Raw genomic sequence first — 19,702 nt, 5'->3', positions numbered from 1 at the left:
GGGATAAGTGGTAAGCTGGATATTTACCGCTGCCGTTTTGTTGAATAGCGGCAGCGGTAGGAGCAGTTTTTAATCGCGAAGTATATCTCTGGAGATAACCAGTTTCTGGATTTCGCTGGTACCTTCGCCGATGGTACACAGCTTGCTGTCACGGTAGAACTTCTCGGCGGGGTAATCTTTGATAAAACCATAACCACCAAATATCTGTACGGCATCGTTGGCTACCCGAACGGCCGTTTCGGAGGAGTGGTACTTGGCAACTGAACTGGCCAGACTTACTTTTTCTCCCCGGTCTTTTCGGTCAGCGGCATCAAACGTAAGTAGAGTAGAGGCTTGTAAATCAGTATACATATCGGCCAATTTGAAGGCTATTCCCTGAAAGCTGGAGATAGGCTGTCCAAATTGTTTACGCTCCTTGGAATAAGCCAGGGCCGCCTCGTAAGCTCCCAGGGCTGTACCTACTCCCAAGGCCGCGATAGATATACGACCTCCATCCAGTATCTTAAGGGACTGGATAAAGCCATCGCCCACTTCGCCCAGCCTCTGGCTGTCGGAAATACGGCAATCCTGGAAGATAAGTTCGGCGGTTTCGGAAGCCCGCATCCCCAGTTTATCCTCCTTCTTTCCGGCGGAGAAGCCCGGCGTTCCTCTTTCAACGATAAAAGCGGTGGAACCGTGCTTATCGCCGGGTTCGCCGGTACGGGTTATGACTACGGCTACGTTGCCACTTTTCCCGTGGGTAATAAAGTTTTTGGAGCCATTCAGCACCCAGTGATCACCATCACGCACGGCCACAGTACGCATATTCCCGGCATCGGAGCCGGTATTGGGCTCGGTAAGTCCCCAGGCTCCAATCCATTCACCCGAAGCGAGCTTGGGTAGGTATTGTCTTTTTTGATCTTCGTTACCGAACATCAGAATATGATTAGTACATAGTGAATTATGGGCTGCCATGGAAAGTCCGATAGACGGGTCCACTTTGGAAAGTTCTACGATAGCGGCCACGTACTCGCGGTAGCCCAGGCCGGCGCCACCGTACTCTACAGGAACCAGGACCCCCATTAGTCCTAGCTCGCCCAATTTATGAAACACTTCTGCCGGAAAGTGCTGGGCTTCGTCCCACTCACGGATATGAGGACGGATATACCTTTCGGCAAAGTCTCGTACCGTTTGCTCAATGAGTGCTTGATTTTCGGCTATTTCGGTTGTCATAGGAATACTTCGATTTAGAGTGTTGATGCGCTACTAATGTAGCTATACTTGCTATTATATAACGATTATAAGAACTCTTTGTTGGTAAGCAGTATATAATACTACGTAAGTGGGTTTCCTGTTAAAATGACACTTAAAATCAGGGATTAACCACTTGCTAATATGTGACGAATGGAGGTTTGAAATCTGTAGAAAACAACTATTTTTGGGCAGAGTTAAGGAAACAATTCCTTGAAAACAGTTTAAGGAACAGTTGTAATATAATATCTCACACTTATCAAACTAATCAACAAAATATGAAGATCGCAGTAGTAGGAACCGGCTACGTGGGGCTGGTAACCGGGACATGTTTTGCCGAAACCGGAAACCAGGTGTGTTGCGTAGACATCGACGAAAATAAAGTAGCCCGCCTCAACCAGGGCAAGATCCCCATCTATGAGCCCGGCCTGGACGTGTTGTTCGACCGCAACGTGGCCGAAGGACGCCTCAAGTTCACCACCAATCTGGCCGAAGGTATTGCCGGCGCGCAGGTGATCTTCCTGGCGCTGCCCACTCCTCCCGGTGAGGACGGCTCTGCTGATCTGAAATACATCCTGCAGGTAGCCAATGATCTGGGCCCCATCCTGGACCAGTACGTAGTCGTTATAGATAAGAGTACCGTACCCGTAGGTACAGCCGAGAAAGTACGTGCGGCCATTGCTCAGAATGCTAAGGTAGACTTTGACGTTGTCTCCAATCCCGAGTTCTTGCGTGAAGGCGTAGCCGTGGAAGACTTCATGAAGCCGGACCGCGTGGTAGTAGGTACTACCTCTGATAAAGCCAAGAAGGTGATGGAGAAGCTCTACGCGCCGCTGGTGCGCCAGGGCAACCCGGTCATCTTCATGGATGAGCGCTCGGCCGAGATGACCAAGTACGCCGCTAACTCCTTTTTGGCCATGAAGATCACCTTCATGAACGAGATCGCCAACCTGTGCGAAAAGGTAGGAGCCAACGTAGATGATATCCGCCGCGGTATCGGTACCGACAGCCGCATTGGCAAGCGCTTCCTTTTTGCCGGTATCGGCTACGGGGGGAGCTGCTTCCCCAAAGACGTACAGGCGCTGGCCAAGACGTCGAGAGACTACGACTACGACTTCCGTATCTTAAAGTCAGTGATGGAAGTAAATGAAGATCAGAAGAAGAAGCTGCTGCCCCGGGTGAAGGAGTACTTCGGGGGAGAGCTCAGAGGCAAGACCATTGCGGTATGGGGACTGGCTTTCAAACCCTACACCGATGATATACGCGAGGCACCCGCTTTGGAGAACATCAAGGCGCTGCTGGCCGAAGGAGCCAACGTAACGGCCTACGATCCGGAGGGGATGGAGAATGTGAAGCGTCAGCTGCCGGAGATCACCTACTGCCATACGCCTTATGCCGCCCTGGATGATGCCGATGCGCTGATGATCTTCACGGAGTGGCCGCAGTTCCGTACGCCGGACTTCGAGAAGATGACACGCCTGCTGAAGAACAAGGTCATCTTTGACGGACGGAACCTGTACGAACTGGAAGTAATGCGTGAGCAGGGATACACCTACTACTCAATAGGTCGTGAGGCGGTTAATGATATTGTAAGTCAGGCTGAGCCAACTTTGTAAGAATCTAATTTTTATACACTACCCATACCTTAATTAATGAAACGCGTACTTATAACCGGAGCAGCGGGATTTTTAGGGTCGCACCTGTGCGATCGCTTTCTTAAGGAAGGCCACTACGTGATTGGCATGGATAACCTCATCACGGGGGACATGCGCAACATCGAGCATCTGATGCCGAACCCAAACTTTGAGTTTTATCATCACGATGTAACCAAGTTTGTGCACGTACCTGGCGATCTGCACTATATCCTGCACTTTGCTTCGCCAGCCAGTCCGATTGACTACCTTAAGATCCCTATCCAGACGCTGAAAGTAGGCGCTATGGGTACGCATAATCTGTTGGGACTGGCCCGGGCCAAAGGAGCCCGGTTCATCATTGCCTCTACCTCGGAGGTATACGGTGATCCGCTGGTACACCCACAAACCGAAGATTACTGGGGACACGTTAATCCGATCGGACCACGTGGCTGCTACGATGAGGCCAAGCGCTATCAGGAAGCCATTACTATGGCTTACCACCGTTACCACGGCCTGGTGACGCGTATTGTCCGTATATTCAATACGTACGGGCCGCGCATGCGCCTGAACGACGGACGGGTACTTCCGGCCTTTATCGGACAGGCTCTCCGTGGTGAAGACTTAACCGTATTTGGCGATGGTTCACAGACCCGTTCTTTCTGCTATGTTGATGACCTGGTGGAAGGAATCCATCGGCTGCTTCTGAGCGATTACCCGTATCCGGTCAACATCGGTAATCCGGCTGAAATTACGATCGGAGAGTTTGCCGAGGAGATCATCAAAATAACGGGTACCAGTCAGAAGGTGATTTATAAGCCTCTTCCCCAGGATGACCCCAAGCAGCGCCAGCCGGATATAACAAAGGCCAGGGAAATACTGGGCTGGGAGCCCAAAGTACTTCGTGAAGAGGGACTACGTATTACGTATGACTACTTCAAAAACCTGCCGGAAGACCGCCTTTATGAGGAGGCCGGGCACCGGGCTTTTGAAGATTTCAAAAAAGACTAATACCAGGAAATATAAGTCCTGGCCAAGCAAAAAGCCTCCCGTTCCGGGGGGCTTTTTCAGTTTATGATATTTGTAACCACAGTAGTCTTAGCCGTAGAATAGATTACGCACTGCTACTGGGGAGTAAGAGGGACACTATCTTTTATATAGCTAATTAACGCGGTTTTCGGGCCTAGGTATGACTTTTTAACTTTATACATCGAGCTTTGATATTGATAATGAACGTGTTAATGTATATACGTGTAAATCAAAGCTTGTTACTAGATGTCGAACTAAAACATACACTAATTATGAAAGAGTTAAGAAAAGTGTTTATTGTATTGCTAGCCTTTATTACGACGCCGCTATTAGCGCAGAACTATACAGTTACTTCAGATAAGGATCTATCAGCTCCTTTTGATCAATATAAATCATATACATGGGCAAAATCGATAAACTCAGCCAAGAGTCTGGCGTATGCAATAAATGACGCGGTACTCCATAAAGCTATAAAGGATGCCGTTGCTCATGAAATGGCTGCGCGTGAGTTTAAAATGAGTTCGCAGAGTCCGGATTTACTGGTTAATTTCCGTGTATTTGATAAGCCGGTAGAAATGACTGGATATGAAGGATACTTCCGTGACGCTGACTATTGGGGTACAGACGAAGTTCGTAACGGTCAGTTAGGACTTATCCGTCGGGTAAACGATGATGACCGTGGTCGTCCGGGAACCCAATATTATTTTGACAAAGGTACTATCCTGATACAACTTGTAGACGCCAAAAAAGGGGTTGTAGTGTGGCAGGGATACGCCAGCGGGTTAACTGATGGAAATGTATTTGATAAAAATACAGACCATGTAGCCAAAGCTATAAACCTTGTTTTTGAAGAGTTAGACCTGGTTTTGAATGAGTAGTAAAAAGTAGAGACGATAATATTGCCATGAAAACAAGAGAGGCTCTCCCAACCGGGAGAGCCTCTCTTGTTTTATATATAGGAGTGAAGAAGAGTGTTACACTTCCATGATATCCTTCTCCTTGGCCACAAATACCTGCTCCACACGGGTAATGTAGCTGTCCGTGATCTTCTGTACCCGCTCTTCGCCTACCTTAACTTCATCTTCCGAAACACCTTCTTTAGTCAGTTTACGGATAGAGTTGTTAGCATCCTGACGGATGTTACGGATATTGATCTTAGCGGTTTCGGTCTCTTGCTTGGCGCGTTTTACCAAATCCCGACGGCGCTCCTCAGTCAGTGGCGGGATATTGATACGGATAAGTTCTCCGTCGTTGGATGGAGAAAAGCCCAGGTTACTGTTACGGATTGCTTTGTTAATCTCGCCAATCATATTTTTTTCGAAAGGTTTGATGGCAATTGTACGGGCATCAGGGGTATTGATGGTAGCTACAGTATGCAAAGGCGACATTGAGCCATAGTAGTCTACCTGAATTCCATCCAGCATCTGAGGAGTAGCCTTTCCTGCGCGGATTTTTGATAATTCAATGTTCAGGTGCTTTAGGGCTCCTTCCATCGTATCTCTGGCGTCTTCCAGATACAATTCTATTTCTTCCATGAGGTTTGGTTAAATAGTTGTTTTTATGAACGTTACTTTACTACTCACTAGTTACGAGGGTACCTACTGATTCACCCATAACCAAGTCATAAAGGTTACCATTCTTATTCATGTCAAACACAATTATGGGCAGGTTGTTCTCTTTGCAGAGCGTGAAAGCTGTCAAGTCCATGATCTTAAGGTTTCTGGACAAGGCCTCATCAAAGGTAAGGCGGTCGTATTTGGTGGCGGTGGGATCTTTCTCAGGATCAGCCGTGTATACACCATCTACGCGGGTACCTTTGAGTACTACGTCCGCTTCTGATTCGATAGCCCGTAGGCTAGCGGTGGTGTCGGTAGTAAAGTAGGGATTACCGGTACCTGCTCCGAAAATAACGATCCGACCCTTCTCGAGGTGTCGGATGGCGCGGCGACGGATCAGCGGCTCACTAACCTGCTCCATCTTGATAGCTGACATCAGACGGGTGTACATGCCGTGCTTCTCGAGCGAGCTCTGAATAGCCATGCCGTTGATCACAGTAGCCAGCATACCCATATGGTCGCCTTGTACACGGTCTATTCCGGACTTCTCAACAGAGGCTCCTCTGAAGATATTTCCTCCGCCGATTACAATGGCTATCTGAACGCCGGTATCGGCTACGCGCTTGATTTCATTTGCGTAATTATCAAGGATATTGAAGTCTATGACCTGGGTTTTGTCACCGCCATTAAGGGCTTCCCCACTAAGTTTTAGAAGAATGCGTTTGTATTTAGGTTCCGGCATGATGTACGTGTTGGAATGGATTTGTAAAAATAAGGACAGGGGGGGCAGAATTACAAGCTATTTACTCAAACTCTACCAATACCTGATTCTTTTCTACGTTATCTCCTGCTTTTATACGTAGCGCTTTTACCTTGCCTTCGCCGGGAGCTTTGATGGCATTTTCCATTTTCATCGCCACCAGTACCAGTAGTGTATCGCCTTTCTGTACCTCATTACCAACTTGTACACTTACCGACTGGATCAGGCCGGGCATAGGTGCTTTGACATCATTGACCTTAGTACTGGCGGCCTTGCTCATACCCATGCTTTCGAGCAGGAGGTCAAAGCGATTCTGTGCAGAGGTAGTATACAACTGTCCATTAATACGAAAGGTACAGGTCTTGGCAGCACGGTCTGACTCTACTAATTCTACGTTGTAGGACCTATCCTTCCAGATCACGTGGTAACGATTGCCTTGTAGATTGACGATGTCTCCATCAAACGCCGTGTTGCCCAGCCACCACTGGTCTTTTTCCTGGCGTAGTTCGAATGGTGCTGACTCATTAACAGTGATCTTGAGCATAGGTAGGTAGTATAGTTTGTGATGTTTATTTAGTGACAGATTATTCTGCTGCTGATGATGGTGCCTGTGTAGGCTCGGTCCTTATTTTTCGTTTACGATTGATCAGGTATACCCCCACCAGGATCACCAGCGTACCCAGCCACTGCTGGGGGCCTACATTTTCATGATCCAGGATGCCCCACGAAAGAGCCACAATAGGCATTATGTACGTAACGGAGGCCGCAAACACAGCACTGGAAAGCTGGATGAGCCGGTTGAACAGAATGGACATGAGGCCCGAAGATAACACACCCAGACACATCAGAAACGAGGACGGGAGCAGATAGGCCGGATTGGACATCTTACCGAAAAAGCCGGTAAAAAATAAGATACCTAAAGCCAGTGGCCCTACTCCCGCGAAGATCCAGGCGGTAGATACCAGAGCAGGCAGGCCGCTCAGGTGTCTGGCTATTATATTGATGTTGGTACCGTAGAATATAGTAGCGGCTATCGCAAATAAGGCATAGGGATTAGTAACGGACACGGACGAGCCGCTTCGGGTAAGGATTAGCATGAGCGCCCCACCCAGTGCAATTAGCAGGCCCAATACCTGCATCCACCGGGGGCGCTGGTTAAAGAATAGGGTACCTATCAGCATGGTAAACATGGGGCTGAGGGCATTGAGGGTACCAGCCATAGCACTGCTTATATGCTTAGCTGCTTCGGCAAATAGAAAAGCCGGTAACAGATACCCCAGTAATCCTGACAGAAAGAGGTACTTCAGCAGGGGGCGAGGTACTTCTTTATAGGTACGTAGTAGTACAGGAATAAAGAATGCAAAGGCCATAAATACCCGGCCGGCTGCCACCTCTGCTACGCTGTATACCTGAAGGCTTTTCTTGATCAGGATAAAAGAGCTTCCCCATATCAGGGCCAAAAACAGGAGCAGTCCCCAGGTAGTCAGGGGAGTAGCTGTCTGTGATTTGGGCAGGGTGGTAGTACTACTCATGCAGTGACAGGTTCGGCCTGGCTAAATACATCAGAGATTTCATCCAGGATACTATTCAGTTCGGGATACGACAGGCTCTCAACCAGCCTCATACGATACGGCTTAAAGTGGTTGAGTCCCTTGAAGTAGTTGGTATAGTGGCGGCGCATTTCCAGTATACCCGTTATCTCGCCCTTCCAGCGTACCGAGAACTCCAGGTGCTTGCGGCAGGCTTCTACCCGCTGAGCCAAAGTAGGAGGGGCCATCATCTCACCCGTTCGGAAGTAGTGCTTGATCTCATTAAAGATCCAGGGATATCCGATGGAAGCCCGCCCGATCATGATGCCATCCACGCCAAAGCGATTGCGGTACTCAAGGGCTTTTTCGGGAGTGTCAATATCACCATTCCCGAAAATGGGGATTTGAATCCGTGAATTTTCTTTAATCCTGGCGATGAGGGTCCAGTCGGCGGAGCCCTTGTACATCTGTACCCGCGTGCGGCCGTGTACCGTCAGGGCTTGTATGCCTATATCTTGCAGGCGTTCGGCTACTTCTTCAATATTTTTTGTGCTTTCATCCCAGCCCAGACGGGTCTTGACCGTTACCGGCAGATGCGTAGCTTTGACTACGGCCTCGGTCATTTTTACCATCTTTGGAATATCCTGAAGCAGGGCGGCTCCGGCTCCCTTGCAGGCTACATTCTTAACCGGACATCCATAGTTAATATCAATCAAATCCGGGTTGGCCCGGGTGGCAATCTCCGCGCAGGAGCGCATGGTTTCGATATCGCTACCGAATAGCTGTATACCAATCGGGCGCTCATATTCAAATATATCCAGCTTTTGTACGCTCTTGGCGGCGTCACGTATCAGGCCCTCCGACGAAATAAACTCGGTATACATCAGATCCGCACCATTCTCCTTACACACGGCACGAAACGGGGGATCACTTACGTCCTCCATAGGAGCCAGCAGCAGTGGAAACTCACCCAGTTCGATTTGTCCGATCTTTACCATTCTATAACTAGTTTATTAGATTTTTTATAACTTGACAGGCCTCCGCTTGGCTTCCGGCAGGCCACTAATTCAAACACCTCACTGAAGAAACTTGTTCTCAGATATGAAATTAGCCGTAAATTTACACCAATTATGGCAGAAACTAACCATCCCCCGGTACGTTCACGCGTGCCCAACACCTGGCGAAGTATGCTGGTACTGATAGGATTTATCCTGATTGGTATGTCAGTAGGTAATATCCTGGCGGCAGTGCTACTCCTGGCTTATCTGGCTACTCAGGGAGACTTTTCAATGGACGTAGTCAGTACCCTGCTACAAAATCCCCAGCAGGTACCTAATGGCTGGTATGCCCTGATGATCCTGCAGAGTACCGCCCACCTGTTTACGTTTCTGGTGCCCTCGCTGGTGTACTGGTACTACATAGAGCGTCGCAAAAATGAGGACTTCAACTTCCGTGAAGAGGCCAGCGGTCGGATATGGCTACTGGTACTGATCGTAGTGATTGCGTTCATGCCCTTTAACAGCCTGATCATAGAGTGGAACGCCGACATGAAGCTGCCCCACGCGCTACAGGGGCTCGAAAACTGGATGAGAGGTAAGGAAGATCAACTGGCGCGCCTGACAGAGTTCCTGACGGATTTCCAGTCTTTCCCACAGCTCATCATTGCGCTCCTGGTGATAGCGCTGATCCCGGCCATCGGTGAGGAGGTACTTTTCAGAGGAGTGCTGCAGCGCAAACTGGCCGAGTCGTGGTCCAATGTACACCTGGCTATATGGGTAACGGCAGCTATTTTCAGTGCTATCCATATACAGTTTTACGGCTTTTTGCCGCGCCTGCTACTAGGAGCCTTGTTTGGGTATCTGTACTTCTGGTCGGGTAGGCTATCGATAGCCATTTTTGCCCATTTTGTCAACAACGGCTTCACCGTACTGATGGTGTACCTGTACCATCTCCGCACCGTCGATATCAACATTGAGGATACCCGTTCTGTACCCCTTGGAACGGCTGTATTTTCCTTCGCCGCCACGGCTGCCTTACTGTATAGCTTATGGCGCTGGACAGGACATTTTAAAGATAACAGATTAGTATAATATCGGTCGGAACGGGGAGATCCGGACCAAAAAACGAACGTATGGAAGATAACTGGGAAAAGATATTTGCGACCAACCAACTTGTAAGAGCTGAAATAGCCAGGTCGGTGCTGGAGCAGCATGGTATAAACGCCGTAGTACTTAACAAGCAAAGTAGTAGTTATCCACTATTTGGACTTTGTGAAGTGTATGTACCAACCGAAGATGCCAATAATGCCCGAAACCTACTTGATAATGAGTCAGCACTTAAAGAATCTGAATAATTTACAACAAAGAGTAATAGCCGCAGTGGTTGGCGTCACGATTATCGTTATGTCCATCATGTACAGTGATCTGTCATTCATGCTGTTATTCTGTACGCTAAGTGCGCTTACACAACTTGAGTTTTATAAGCTTTTGGGACTGGATGGCAACCAGCCGCTTATTCACTACGGTACCTTGTGCGGGGTAGTACTTATTATACTTACCTACATTATCGAGAAGGGCATTGTACCGTATGAGAATTACTTCATCATCAGTCCGTTGTTGGCTATGATCTTCTTTATAAAGCTCTACAAGCGGAATGATCTGAAGCCCTTTACTAATATTGGTTTTACCTTTTTGGGGCTGATCTACGTGGCCTTGCCTTTTTCGCTACTCATTGTGGTCGCTATGCGCGGAGGTATCTATAACTACGAGATTGTACTCGGAAGCCTGCTGCTCCTGTGGGCCAGTGATATCGGAGCCTACTTTGCTGGTACCAAGTTTGGCCGTCGTAAGCTGTTTGAGCGGGTATCTCCCAAGAAGTCATGGGAGGGGGCCGTCGGAGGGGCCGTCTTTGCAGCGGTGGTGGCGTTTTGTTTGGGCTTTTACTTCCGTACTTATGAGCCCTGGAAGTGGTACTGCATCGGAGCTATTATCGTTGTAACAGGTACCTACGGCGACCTGGTGGAGTCACTCTTCAAGCGGAGTATAGCTATCAAGGATTCGGGGAGTACCATACCCGGTCACGGGGGATTTCTGGACCGGTTTGATGGTTTACTGCTATCCACTCCATTTATCGTGACATTCATTAAGCTGTTTTCTTAGGATGGCACTCTTTTTTTTCTTAAATTTTCTTAATTACAATTCGTAAGAAAGAAGGGCGTTTATCTTTGAGGAGGAATTAAGAAAATCAGAATAAACAGCAGGCTCTTTCTTGATCGATGGAGCAATATCGAACCCACAGAAAAAGAAAAGCAGTCATGAGGTATAGAATAATCATGTTATTGATCGTGTTGCTGGGTTGCCTTGGTGGCAAAGAAGCGGCTGCACAAGGTCAACAAAAGGCAATTATATTTAATGGTATCGTTGTAGCGGGTAGTAGTACCGAGCGCCTGCCGGGTACATATATATTCATTCCCAAGGCCGGAAAAGGTACGCTGGCAAGTAGTTCGGTCTTAAACCCTGGCCACTTCTCCATTCCGGTTTTTCCGGGAGATAGCATAGTGTTCAGCTACGTTGGTTTCAAAACGCAATACCATGTAATACCCCGTAATTACAATGCCGAAACCTATTCGGCCATTATAGCCATGCGCGAGGATGTACAGATGCTGGCCGAAGTACGGGTATATCCCTATGCTACGGAGGAAGACTTCAAGAAGGCATTTCTGGAACTGAAACTGCCCGACCAAGCCGAACGGGATGCTTTGGCCCGTAGTACTGATCCTGATTATATCAACCGCTTAGCGGCCCAGACGCCTAATAACGCGCAGACCAACTTCAGGTACACCATGGACCAGCAGTTGTTTGGGCGGGAATCAGCGGCTAACAAGGGCTTCGCTACAACATTCCCATTCCTGAACCCATTTGCATGGGCCAACTTTATTAAGTCTGTTCAGAATGGCGATCTGAAACAGAAAGACTGGCGCAAGGAACTGAACCAGACCCCCCGCGAGAATATGACGCGGCAGGACTTTATGCGGAACAAAGAATAGAAGTTAAGGCTGGTAGCTCAGCAATTCTACACTAGATCCGTCTGATACGGCGTAGTTTTGCTGAGTAACCCATTCGCCCAGATTGATATACCGGCTGTGCTGATTGACGCGCAGGTTGAGGGGGAGGTGGCGATGCCCGAATATATAGTAGTCGTGATGCTGGATCTTCTCCATGGCCACACAGTACTGAAACAGCCACTCCCGCTCTTCTCCCAAAAATTCGTCTTCTCCTTTTTTATTATTCGAAACACGGCTTCTGCGCGACCAGCCGGTAGCCAAACGTATACCCAGGTCAGGGTGAATCTGCCGGAATGACCAGCGTGCCAGCGGATTTTCAAATACTTTTTTGAGCTGTTTGTATACATGATCGCCCGGTCCGAGTCCGTCACCGTGTCCGACCAGTAAGGTTTGTGATTGTCCGGTATGGGTAGTGATCTCGTAACGTACGGGATCGCGATGTACCTCGGCGTGTAGTTCAACTGTCAGGTAATCCGACATCCACATATCGTGATTACCAGTGAATATAACTAACTTGATTCCCTCGTCCGACAGCTCAGCCAGCTTGCCCAGTAGTCTGACAAAGCCCTTAGGTACAGCGTGCTTGTATTCAAACCAGAAGTCAAAGATATCTCCCACCAGAAAGATCATTTGAGCATCATGCCGTATCGACTCCAGCCAGGTTACTATTTTTTTCTCCCGCTCCCGGCTGACGGCAGCGTTGGGAGCCCCCAGGTGAAAGTCGGATGAAAAGTATACGCGTTTACCTGCTTGCAGGTGTACTGTCTGAGAGGGTATGGTTAGCTTCATACAAGGATATTCCAAAAGACGCGCAAGTTACGATGTCCGGCTGAACTGTGCTACAGGTAAGGCGTTAATAGTTGCATGTTTAGACACAAGTAAAGTTGGCACTCTATTTGCAGTGAACTCGGGCGATGGTAACAAAGAGGTGCCTGATTTAGCCTCTGGCGGCAGTGTAATGGTGTATTTGACTGGTACCTGCGGGCATACTATACTCCGTACGCGCAGGTGTTAGTGTCAGACAAGGTACTTTGGAGCCCAACTGCGGCACGTTTTCAATGATCGGCAGGCAGTAGTCGTCATCTCTTGCTGCATCATCTATACACTAGCACTACTATGAGTCATTACCTATACACCACATCTCCACTAAGTCGGCTGGCCCTCTTTATACTATGCCTGGTATGTGGCTCCGCAGCTATGGCTCAGAATGGACGATTTGATCTGCGGCTGCGGCAGCAGTCTTCCGACTGTGCCACACGTAAGGTGGTGTTTGCACTTGAAGTGAAGGCCTCAGATGCTGATCATACTTTTACTCTGGCTTCGTCTGACCTGCGTTTTGCATATCCTACCGATGTACTGACCAATCCGATACTGAGCTCGCAGGCTAACTATGCAAGTGGCAACTATGGGTCTCAGACTTTTGTCAACCAGGATGGCATCATTACCGTCAATATCAACTACCTAGGAGGTGTACACACCGATACTATCAACGTCAATACCTCCTGGCGCACAGTCTCCCACATTACATTTGATGTCCCTCAGGCCTCGACCGGCTGCTATACCCTTACCTGGAATACTACTGACTTCCCAAGTCTTAATGTGTACCAGTTAGGTAGTACCCCCGGAAGTAAAGTGTCGGCAACACTGGGAATCGCTAGTAATGCTACGGGATGTGCTTTCACGGCTCCTACGGCTACTCTGAGCGGTACCCAGAGCGTGGATAAAGATGAATCGGCTATGCTGACCATCACACTCACAGGGATCGCCCCCTGGAAAGTAACGTTGTCTAACGGCAATACCTATACCAGCAGCAATACTATGCAGATGATCGAGGTATATCCTACGGCTTCAACTACCTATTCGATCACTAAGGTTGAAGATGCCTGCTCAGTCGGGACGGTCAGTGGCAATGTGGTAATATCTGTTAAAGATCCGGTACCAGCCTGCCAAACCCTCTGTGCTCCCATTAGTTTTAAGATTGTCAAAAACTAGTAGAACTGAATAACCTACGTTAGTGCTTATAAACAAGAAATCCTCCGGCTAGGACCGGAGGATTTCTTGTTTATTAAAGAGTTTATAATTACTCTGCCGAGCGCTCGGCCATTACCTCCGAAAGAGGACGTAAATTAGCCGGAATCTGCTCTTCTTCCGAATCGCTGCTATACGGGAATACATCCAGTATGGTAGTCAGGTTAAGATCGGTCGTCTCGTAGGGTACCAGCATGGTACGAAGGCTGTCGGTGATGCGCTCCAGTGCCTGGGTGATATCTTCGGCGTTGAGAAGCATGTAGTTGCTTACCTTCTTCTCTTTACCACTCTTCTCGTCTATGGAGTAATATACGACCTTGGCTTTAAACCACTTTTCTCCCTCTTCAAAGGTGAACAGGTCGGCCAGTCGCATACGGGTGATGCTGTTGACGGTAAAGTCAGAAACGCCCGTTACAATCTGCTTGTATAGACGTGCCTCTGCTTCGGTATACGAAAGGGCATCAACCAGATAGGTCTCATTGATAGTCTTTTGCTTTCCGCTCTCTTCTTCCTTTTGGTATCGGATTTTTCCTAGGTACCAGCTTGCCATGATTTATTGATTTGAATGTTGAACTTCGTAGTCAGGGTCGCAAAGGTAGTTGCTAATGGGGCGCCTTGCAACGGTATTCCCACATCTTTTCACCCACAAAAAAAGCATCGTACTCCCGCACGATGCTTCCTCTGAATCTCCTAAATACATCCAAAAATCCTGAGACGATAATCAGGAAGAAGCTCTTGACTTCTTGATCTTCTTGCCTCGGTTTTCGCCCCATTCTTCGGCCTTGGCCGTAGCAATAGCAATGGCTCTGCCTTCTTCGTGTCCATCAGCAAGTAAGGCGTTGGCTATTTCGATGGCCTTATTACGTACAGGTGCCATCAGGTTCTTCATGGAAGCTGGGTAGTTATCTTTGGTCCAGGGCATAGCTGTGAATAGAATTGGTACTTGTATGGGGAGAAAAATAACTGTGCCAGAGAGCCTATATATGCGGTGCGCGATTAAAACCGGATAGTATCAGCCGATGTAGGTATGGCTTTGAGTAAATTTTTTTATTTTAAACAAACAAAGGGCTGGTAATTCAACTTTAATAGGGGTTAAACGAACCTTAAAGATGTTATCCCCCGATACCTATCTATTCCCATACTTTCTCGTTACACTTTTCCTGCTTCTTTTATTTGGCATAGCTACTTTTCGTAATCCTGACTCCTCACTCCGAACATTTTCAGGATACGGGCTGCTGGCCTTACCCATACTTTACTTTTTCTACATCATCTATAGCCACACGGTCAATATTCCCTTTACGGATGACTACGAGCTACTCAAGTCTTTTTACAGGCTCATGCACGCGCCCGAGCCTATGGAGCGAGTTAAGTCCTGGTTTGAGCAGGTCAATCAGCATCGGTTTGCTTTTGAGCGTGTGGTCATGCTGAGTATCTACCAGGTGATGGGGTCCGAAGATATAAAAGCGCAGATCATCGTGGGGGATCTATTCCTGCTGGGAATCCTGTACCTGCTGTATCGGCTCTGGAAGGCGGAGGGGCTGTCGTTCGCTGCTTTTTTGCCGGTACCTTTTCTGGTCTTCAATCTGATTTACCACGAAAATGCCATATGGGGTATTGCGGCTATTCAGAATACTGCCCTGATCTTCTTTGCTATGCTGGCGGCTTATGCCCTGAGCTTTAACAGTACCCGAAGCTACTATGGGGCACTGGTGTGTACCATAGTTATCACTTTTGTGAGTGGGAGCGGCATAGCTGTCTGGCTGATCGGATTAATAATCATGGGCTTGCAGAAGCGCTACAGGCAGATGATAATCTGGGTGGTTGTGGCTGGCCTTGTTGGTCTTTTCTATTTCCTGTTTGACTACGTATACCTCGAAGGAGATAACTCAGCCCTGTTCAATAACCTGTTCTATAACCTGATTTACGGGCTTAGTTTTATGGGGGGAACATTCTATATGGACAGGCCGCATCCGATGCCATCTGCCTACTACCTGGATGTACTGGTTTCTGTACTGGCAGGGGCTGTTCTGGTAGCTATATTCATATGGTTTTCGCTACGGATTATTCTGCAAAAGTCTACTACGGTTCGCTGGACCTACTGGTTTCTGCTGGGGAGCATGCTCTTTCTGCTGGCGACGGGGGCCATGCTGGTTTTGAGTCGACCCGTTAGTATCAACATCATCTGGGGCGGCGAGATCTTTGCCCGCCGGTATATGATATTTGGTATGATATTCATGGCCTGCTGCTACCTGGCGGTTGTAATGCTTCTCAGGAATAATGCAACAGTCTCAAGACTATTTGTTGGCGTCTCGCTTGTACTGGCGGTAGGAATAAATCTGGCGAGCTATTATATATCGCTGCAACATGTTAGAATCTACCGCGAAGATCTGCTGATCGATACCTACTACTGGCCTACGCACCGGATGCTCCTGACTACGGGAGAAGATTACGGTCAAAAGTTTTTCTGGAATCACCCTACCATGATGACGAACCTGGTTCAGAACCTGGACCAGAGTGGACTCTACCAGTATCCGGCGCATCCCCTGACGCCCCTGACTACCACACTGGCGTCTGTACCGGTACGGAACAATCCGGCAGATAAAGGGATCATGAATATAAAGTCGGAAAAGAAACCAGGCTGGGAGCGTGTAATCAAGAATAGAGTAACTCTAACATATAAGCTGCCGGATGAGCCTGCTGAAGAACTCAAATACGTAGCTTTGCGTTCTGACAAGCACCTGTTCTTGTTGCCGGCGGTACCTGAGCCCAGGCCTTTTCTGGATTTTCTGAGAACAGGCAATTATTATAGTTCAGAATATACCTACTCCTTCTGGGGGACCAAATTCTTAAAGGGTACGTACGAAATCTGGTTATTGTATGTAGATGGATCCGGAAAATGGAGCCGAACTCCGACCGAACAAACATTAAACCTTTGAATGGATGGCGCATCTAACTTTAAAATGCGTCACCGAAATAAATAGACTAGCTTATATGAAAAAAGTACTTTTTGGAATACTGGCCCTTATGACCGCGGTAGTATTCACCCAATGCAGTGTAGGAAGACAGATCAAAGAAGCAAAGGCTCTGGCCGATTGCAAGTTTCAGATCACCTCCGCCGATAGTATATACCTGGCAGGCATTGATGTGCGCGAATTCCGGACTATTTCCAATCCCAGTGAATTGGATCTGGCTCGTTTTCCGCGTTTGGGCGTGGCGCTGCTGCGGCGTGAAGTGCCCCTAAGCCTGCGACTCAACCTCAGCATCATGAACCCTACCAATAGCGTAGCCGCCGTAAACCAGCTGGAGTATAAGATACTGTTAGCAGACACGGAGCTGTTTCAGGGATTACTGGATCGTCGTATTGAAGTGCCAGCTGACTCCGGTAGAACTACTATACCCATCAGCCTAAGCACCAATGCGTATCAGTTGATCTCTAATCAGCAGACGAGGGATGACTTCCTGGCCATGATGCAGGCCCTTGCGGGTAAGGCTGATGCCAAGCCGGCTGTACTGACTATACAGGTGAAGCCTACGCTGGCCGTGGGAGATAAGCAGGTAGACTATCCCGGTTATATTACCATTAAGCAGGAAATCACCAGCAAGACTTTTCTGGGATACTAAAAGTACCGAAAGCTTTCAGTCGGTCAGGTGAAGTTTACTCTCGTTGAGAAATTCTATCTGACCGACCAAATGTATCCCTTTTACCTGTGGGCTCTGGTCCTGAATTGTAACGGTATGGCCGGGGCTGACAAGTACTTTTTCAGAACCGGAAGGAATGCAGTGGCAGGACCAGGTTGAGGGACTACCCCAGTTGCCTGACTGTACACTCTCGGTTTCACCGGTTTTGATCCGGTATATTTTTCCTTCAAAAAAAGTGGCTACGTAAAGTTCCCCCGCCTGATCTTCCCCAAAGGCAACCGGATTTGTTAACTGTACGCCGTGGTCAGCTATAGTAATGGTCTGGTCCGGATTTCGGTAGATACTCCCAATTTTTCCGGAAGCATTGTCAGTAAACAGGTACCTGCCGTAAAGTGAGGGGTACCTCTGTCCCCGGTACACGTATCCACCTATTACCGATGCTGATTGATTTCCGTTGTTGTTATACCCCGGGTACTCAAAGATCGGGGCTGTGAAGCTACTATTGCCCTGACATGGGTTATAGGGGTGAGTACCCTCGTAACAACTCCAGCCATAATTAGCTCCCCCAGCAGCTCCGGGCGGAGTAAAATTAATTTCCTCCCATCCATCCTGGCCGTTTTCTCCGAGCCACAAATCACCCGTTTGTTTGTCAAAGCTAATCCGCCAGGGGTTCCGTAAGCCCGATGCCCATATTTCATCCGGAATATTATCTCCATTACTAACATAGGGATTGGTAGGTGGTATGGAATAAGGGGTACCCTGGTCCACATTAATTCGAAGTATTTTGCCTTTTAGGGATTGGAGGTTTTGGGCTACGCCTGTAGGGTCTCCTACTTCGCCACGCCCACCGGGTTCTCCGTCGCCCGTAGGAATATATAAGTACCCATCAGCCCCAAACGCGATATTCCCGGCCCGATGCCCGCCCTGGTAGGGTACCGTAATAATAACCTGCTCACTGGCCGGATTAGCAAAGTTTGGGTTGTTAGGATCTCTTTGAAAGCGGGAAACGGAAAAGCTTTGGTCCTTCTGGATGTACTTGACAAAAAAGTAGCCATTGGATGCATAGTTGGGATGAAAAGCCAACCCAAATATTCCATTCCATTCCAGATCACTTACCTTGTGACTAATGTCCAGCAGGGGTGAGGGGAGCAGGGTTCCGGTAGAAGAAATAATTCTGATTTTACCTCCTACCTCAGCTACATACAGTCTGCCGTCATGGGCGGAGGCAATATCGGTTGGTCGGGTCAGGCCGCTGACATACTCCTGTACCTGCACAACGGCCGGTTGTGCCATGACTGTACTGCCCAATAAAATAAACAGGAAGATGGTGTGTAGAAAGTGTCTCAAGGTAGTAGTGTGTGTTAGGTACCTTATTCAGGTAGAAATATACTAAACCGGCTGCTTTTTACTTGCTACTCAAGATAAGAAAAGCCAGCGAATAAGGATTTCGCTGGCTTTTCTATATTACTGACAGTAAAGGGTTAATGCTTCTCCTTCAACTTTCCAGTATAAGTTTCCTTAAATTTATTAAATCGGGGTATAGATACCTGCTGTACATACGGATTATCCGGATTATGTTCGATATAATCCTGGTGGTAGCCTTCGGCCCGGTAAAATAGGTCCAAGTTCTTAAGCTCCGTAACGATCTTTCCATCAAATCGTTCCTGGTTCATACTCGCTGTCACGCGCTCTGCGATCTGTTTCTCTTCGGGTGATTGGTAGAAAAGGATAGAGCGGTATGATGAGCCCCGGTCTGGCCCCTGGCGGTTAGGGGTGGTAGGGTCATGAGAGAGATAAAATACCTTTACTAACTCTTCGTAGCTTACCTGCTCCGGATTGTAGTACACTAGTACTGTTTCGGCATGGCCGGTCGTTTCGGTATTGACCAGATCGTACGTAGGGTTTGGTGCAGTACCTCCGGCATAGCCTGATATCACCGAGTCGACACCTACGACTACTTCAAATATTTCTTCGGTACACCAGAAACAGCCCGATGCAAAGGCGGCTACGGCTTTTCCTTCGGGGGCTGCCAGCTCAACCTTACGGACGGCGCTGGTGTCACCATGACCTTTGTTGGTATTCTTGGAAGTATTACAGGCTGTAAAAGCTACAGCTAGAGCGATAATGCAAATACGAGTGATTAAACTTTTCATGTGGGTTATTCGACTGATCTATGTATCCAACAGTCTGTTTGGAAATTATGTTCGTAAGAGCCTGATTCTATACAGGAATAAGGT

General features: G+C 48.2%; 21 protein-coding genes. 10 read left to right on the top strand and 11 right to left on the bottom strand.

Going from position 1 to position 19,702, the window contains the following annotated elements; genetic code table 11:
- Window positions 1-69: 69 nt before the first annotated feature.
- Complete coding sequence (locus JUB14_RS22750; protein WP_207509162.1) at window positions 70-1,212, bottom strand: acyl-CoA dehydrogenase family protein; 1,143 nt, start codon at window positions 1,210-1,212, stop codon at window positions 70-72.
- Between the two features lie 296 nt (window positions 1,213-1,508).
- Between JUB14_RS22750 and JUB14_RS22745 the strand changes: the two genes are divergently transcribed.
- From JUB14_RS22745 to JUB14_RS22735, 3 genes are all read left to right on the top strand, one after another.
- Window positions 1,509-2,846, top strand: coding sequence for a UDP-glucose dehydrogenase family protein (locus tag JUB14_RS22745; RefSeq protein ID WP_207509161.1), 1,338 nt, complete (start codon window positions 1,509-1,511; stop codon window positions 2,844-2,846).
- Window positions 2,847-2,882: 36 nt separating this feature from the next.
- Window positions 2,883-3,872: a UDP-glucuronic acid decarboxylase family protein gene (locus tag JUB14_RS22740; RefSeq protein WP_207509160.1), complete on the top strand. Its 990-nt coding sequence runs from the start codon at window positions 2,883-2,885 to the stop codon at window positions 3,870-3,872.
- 290 nt (window positions 3,873-4,162) lie between these two features.
- Complete coding sequence (locus tag JUB14_RS22735; RefSeq protein ID WP_207509159.1) at window positions 4,163-4,768, top strand: DUF4136 domain-containing protein; 606 nt, start codon at window positions 4,163-4,165, stop codon at window positions 4,766-4,768.
- A gap of 96 nt (window positions 4,769-4,864) precedes the next feature.
- Here JUB14_RS22735 and frr read toward each other — a convergent pair whose 3' ends face one another.
- The 5 genes from frr to dusB all read right to left on the bottom strand — a co-directional run bounded on the left by frr (window position 4,865) and on the right by dusB (window position 8,733).
- The gene (gene frr / locus JUB14_RS22730) at window positions 4,865-5,425 is read right to left on the bottom strand and encodes a ribosome recycling factor (RefSeq protein WP_207509158.1); all 561 of its coding nucleotides are present in this window, start codon (window positions 5,423-5,425) and stop codon (window positions 4,865-4,867) included.
- Between the two features lie 40 nt (window positions 5,426-5,465).
- A complete protein-coding gene (gene pyrH, locus JUB14_RS22725) occupies window positions 5,466-6,188 on the bottom strand; it encodes a UMP kinase (RefSeq protein ID WP_207509157.1) in 723 nt (240 codons plus the stop codon).
- 61 nt (window positions 6,189-6,249) lie between these two features.
- Window positions 6,250-6,750, bottom strand: a complete 501-nt coding sequence (locus JUB14_RS22720; RefSeq protein ID WP_207509156.1) for an acyl-CoA carboxylase biotin carboxyl carrier protein subunit — start codon at window positions 6,748-6,750, stop codon at window positions 6,250-6,252.
- 40 nt (window positions 6,751-6,790) lie between these two features.
- Window positions 6,791-7,738: a DMT family transporter gene (locus JUB14_RS22715; RefSeq protein WP_207509155.1), complete on the bottom strand. Its 948-nt coding sequence runs from the start codon at window positions 7,736-7,738 to the stop codon at window positions 6,791-6,793.
- Window positions 7,735-8,733 (bottom strand): tRNA dihydrouridine synthase DusB, encoded by a 999-nt coding sequence (gene dusB / locus JUB14_RS22710; protein ID WP_207509154.1) that lies wholly within the window; start codon window positions 8,731-8,733, stop codon window positions 7,735-7,737. Before dusB ends, JUB14_RS22715 begins: the two co-directional genes overlap by 4 nt.
- 132 nt (window positions 8,734-8,865) lie before the next feature.
- Here dusB and JUB14_RS22705 point away from each other — a divergent pair, with 132 nt between their 5' ends.
- The 4 genes from JUB14_RS22705 to JUB14_RS22690 all read left to right on the top strand — a co-directional run bounded on the left by JUB14_RS22705 (window position 8,866) and on the right by JUB14_RS22690 (window position 11,780).
- Window positions 8,866-9,825, top strand: a complete 960-nt coding sequence (locus JUB14_RS22705; protein WP_207509153.1) for a CPBP family intramembrane glutamic endopeptidase — start codon at window positions 8,866-8,868, stop codon at window positions 9,823-9,825.
- 41 nt (window positions 9,826-9,866) lie between these two features.
- Window positions 9,867-10,088, top strand: a complete 222-nt coding sequence (locus tag JUB14_RS22700; RefSeq protein ID WP_207509152.1) for a putative signal transducing protein — start codon at window positions 9,867-9,869, stop codon at window positions 10,086-10,088.
- Window positions 10,060-10,893 carry a phosphatidate cytidylyltransferase gene (locus JUB14_RS22695; protein WP_207509151.1) on the top strand — a complete coding sequence of 278 codons (834 nt, stop codon included), beginning with the start codon at window positions 10,060-10,062 and terminating at the stop codon, window positions 10,891-10,893. The genes JUB14_RS22700 and JUB14_RS22695 overlap by 29 nt, the downstream gene beginning before the upstream one ends.
- A gap of 155 nt (window positions 10,894-11,048) precedes the next feature.
- Window positions 11,049-11,780 carry a carboxypeptidase-like regulatory domain-containing protein gene (locus JUB14_RS22690; protein ID WP_207509150.1) on the top strand — a complete coding sequence of 244 codons (732 nt, stop codon included), beginning with the start codon at window positions 11,049-11,051 and terminating at the stop codon, window positions 11,778-11,780.
- A 3-nt stretch (window positions 11,781-11,783) separates the two neighbouring features.
- Here the strand turns inward: JUB14_RS22690 and JUB14_RS22685 are convergent, their stop codons facing one another.
- On the bottom strand, window positions 11,784-12,587 hold the full coding sequence (locus tag JUB14_RS22685) for a UDP-2,3-diacylglucosamine diphosphatase (protein ID WP_207509149.1): 804 nt from the start codon (window positions 12,585-12,587) through the stop codon (window positions 11,784-11,786).
- A gap of 327 nt (window positions 12,588-12,914) precedes the next feature.
- Here JUB14_RS22685 and JUB14_RS22680 point away from each other — a divergent pair, with 327 nt between their 5' ends.
- The gene (locus JUB14_RS22680) at window positions 12,915-13,790 is read left to right on the top strand and encodes a hypothetical protein (protein WP_207509148.1); all 876 of its coding nucleotides are present in this window, start codon (window positions 12,915-12,917) and stop codon (window positions 13,788-13,790) included.
- Window positions 13,791-13,878: 88 nt separating this feature from the next.
- Here the strand turns inward: JUB14_RS22680 and JUB14_RS22675 are convergent, their stop codons facing one another.
- Both JUB14_RS22675 and JUB14_RS22670 read right to left on the bottom strand, forming a co-directional pair.
- Window positions 13,879-14,376, bottom strand: a complete 498-nt coding sequence (locus tag JUB14_RS22675; RefSeq protein WP_207509147.1) for a DUF4494 domain-containing protein — start codon at window positions 14,374-14,376, stop codon at window positions 13,879-13,881.
- Window positions 14,377-14,547: 171 nt separating this feature from the next.
- Window positions 14,548-14,748 (bottom strand): DUF2188 domain-containing protein, encoded by a 201-nt coding sequence (locus JUB14_RS22670; protein WP_207509146.1) that lies wholly within the window; start codon window positions 14,746-14,748, stop codon window positions 14,548-14,550.
- Window positions 14,749-14,935: 187 nt separating this feature from the next.
- Between JUB14_RS22670 and JUB14_RS22665 the strand changes: the two genes are divergently transcribed.
- Complete coding sequence (locus JUB14_RS22665) at window positions 14,936-16,762, top strand: hypothetical protein (protein ID WP_207509145.1); 1,827 nt, start codon at window positions 14,936-14,938, stop codon at window positions 16,760-16,762.
- A gap of 55 nt (window positions 16,763-16,817) precedes the next feature.
- Window positions 16,818-17,447 carry an LEA/WHy family protein gene (locus JUB14_RS22660; RefSeq protein ID WP_207509144.1) on the top strand — a complete coding sequence of 210 codons (630 nt, stop codon included), beginning with the start codon at window positions 16,818-16,820 and terminating at the stop codon, window positions 17,445-17,447.
- Between the two features lie 15 nt (window positions 17,448-17,462).
- Here JUB14_RS22660 and JUB14_RS22655 read toward each other — a convergent pair whose 3' ends face one another.
- Together JUB14_RS22655 and msrA are read right to left on the bottom strand one after the other, a co-directional pair.
- Window positions 17,463-18,812, bottom strand: a complete 1,350-nt coding sequence (locus JUB14_RS22655) for a PQQ-dependent sugar dehydrogenase (RefSeq protein WP_229368165.1) — start codon at window positions 18,810-18,812, stop codon at window positions 17,463-17,465.
- A 134-nt stretch (window positions 18,813-18,946) separates the two neighbouring features.
- Window positions 18,947-19,618 (bottom strand): peptide-methionine (S)-S-oxide reductase MsrA, encoded by a 672-nt coding sequence (gene msrA, locus JUB14_RS22650; protein WP_207509143.1) that lies wholly within the window; start codon window positions 19,616-19,618, stop codon window positions 18,947-18,949.
- Between the last annotated feature and the right edge of the window lie 84 nt (window positions 19,619-19,702).

Origin of the sequence: Telluribacter humicola (assembly GCF_017355935.1) — a bacterium.
Classification (GTDB): Bacteria; Bacteroidota; Bacteroidia; order Cytophagales; family Spirosomataceae; genus Telluribacter; species Telluribacter humicola.
Note: the sequence above shows the minus strand (reverse complement) of the source record. Positions and strands in the feature narration are given on the sequence as shown.